Origin of the sequence: Methylacidimicrobium cyclopophantes (genome assembly GCF_902143385.2) — a bacterium.
Lineage (GTDB): Bacteria > Verrucomicrobiota > Verrucomicrobiia > Methylacidiphilales > Methylacidiphilaceae > Methylacidimicrobium > Methylacidimicrobium cyclopophantes.
Window position 1 is genome coordinate 1 of sequence record NZ_CABFUZ020000064.1, and the last position, 1,978, is coordinate 1,978.

Below are 1,978 nucleotides of genomic sequence, written 5' to 3' on the forward strand. Positions count from 1 at the left end.
TGCGGCGGGAGTGGATGCAAATCATGGTCGAAATTCTCTGATGTTCGGGGGGAAGGAACGGTTGTTGGAAACGGAAAGCCGGATCGGAACCGACGCACCAGTCGTCGATCTTCCCGTCGAGCGAAGTGGAAGCTTCGGAAGGAATCCGGCTTAGAACAAGATGAGCGGCTTGAGGACGCCTTCGAGCTTTTTCGCCATTATCTCGAAGCCGCGATCGATCTCCTCGAAGCGAAAGCGATGGGTAGTCAAGCGAGATGGATCGAGCCGCCCGTTCTGCAAGACCCGGAGAAGCCGTTCCATCCGCAGGCGCCCGCCGGGACAGAGTCCGGAACGGATCGTCTTTTCCGCCATCCCTACTCCCCAAGGGATGCGTGGGATATGGACGAATTCACCGGAACCATGGTAGCCGATGTTCGAGATGGTGCCACCCGGTTTGGTCGCCCGAACGGCGTTTTGAAAGGCGGCATCCATCCCCACCGCTTCGATCGCGGAATCGACTCCTTAGCCGCCAGTGATCTCAAGGATGCGAGCGACCGGGTCTTCTTGGCTCATGTCCACGACGACATCCGCCCCATAATGCTTCGCCAACTCCAAGCGCTTCGGCACGGAGTCGACGCCGATGACGAGGCCCGCCCCGCACAACCGAGCTCCGGCGACAGCCATCAAACCTACAGGCCCCAAGGCAAAGACGGCGGTGGTCCCACCGATTGGGATGTCCGCATTTTCGGCTCCCATAAAGCCTGTACTCATCATGTCGGCGCAGTAGACCGCCAGCTCATCGCTCAGCCCATCAGGGATGCGTGCCAGGTTGCCGTCGGCATCGTTTACGTGGAAATATTCGGCGAAGACCCCATCCTTGACATTCGAGAACTTCCAACCGCCGAGCGCCCCACCGGATTGGGAAGAATGCCCCGCCTGCGAGGCTCGATCGCTCCAGTCGGGAGTGATGGCGCCGACGAGTACCCGATCGCCCGGGCGGAAGTCTTTGACATGGCTCCCTATTTCCTGGACGACTCCCACCGCTTCATGGCCTAGGGTCAAGTCCTGGCGAGGACCGATCGCCCCATGCAGGGTGTGTACGTCCGAGGTGCAGATCAAGGCGGCCGTGGTGCGAATCACCGCGTCCACCGGTCCCGGCTTCGGAATCGGTTTGTCGAGGAAGCCGACCTCCCCGATCCTGCGCATGACAAATGCCTTCATGGGGAAGTTCCTTCCGAGGTTCGGCGAGTCCGCCGTTGCAGTGGGAGCCAATGATGCTACCCAGCGGGCGCGGGCGGCGTCAAGTCGCCCCTAAGCCACCGGGTTGATTCTTTCTCCGCGCTCTCTCCGGCGCTCGCTGCCTAGTCGCGGCCCCGGAGAAGCCCCTGGCTGATCGTGCGCGCAAAGCTCGGCCCGCGAAAAACAAAGCCCGTATAAGCCTCCAGGAGGCTCGCTCCCGCATCGAGCTTTTCCTGAGCATCCGCGGGATCGAAAATCCCGCCGGCAGCCACGATTGGGAGGCGCCCCGCGCTTTCCCGAACCAGAAAGCGAATCACCTCGGTGCTCCGCTCGGAGAGCGGCCTCCCGCTCAGACCGCCTACCAGCCCTCGCGGGCCGGGGGTCGGCAGGGTGTTGGTAGCAACCAAGCCGTCGCAGGATCCGGATAGGACCACTTCGAGAATTTTGCCGAGCTCCTTTTCCCCCAGATCGGGAGCGATCTTGACCAAAATCGGCTTGGCGGGCGAAGGGTTGGCCGCTGCGACCGCTTCCAGCAGCGTTCGCAGATGGGTCTCCTGCTGCAAGGAGCGAAGACCCGGGGTGTTCGGCGAGCTGAGATTGAGCACGAAAAAGTCGCCGTAGGCGCGGAGGAGGGAGAAGGCACGCACATAGTCGCCGGTCGCCCGATCGAGATCGGTTTGCCGGGATTTCCCCACATTGACGCCGACCGGGAAGTTCGGCCACCTATGCTCGGCCCGGCGGCGAGCGAGACGGCGGGCGA

1 protein-coding gene and 1 pseudogene are annotated in these 1,978 nt (G+C 62.5%); both read right to left on the reverse strand.

Annotation, left to right across the window (positions count from 1 at the left end):
* Window positions 1–150: 150 nt before the first annotated feature.
* Window positions 151–1,200 (reverse strand): annotated as a pseudogene (locus FN369_RS01320) (NAD(P)-dependent alcohol dehydrogenase).
* Window positions 1,201–1,340: 140 nt separating this feature from the next.
* Window positions 1,341–1,978 (reverse strand): dihydroorotate dehydrogenase (locus FN369_RS01325; RefSeq protein WP_512698698.1); only part of this gene is annotated, 638 nt, incomplete at its 5' end.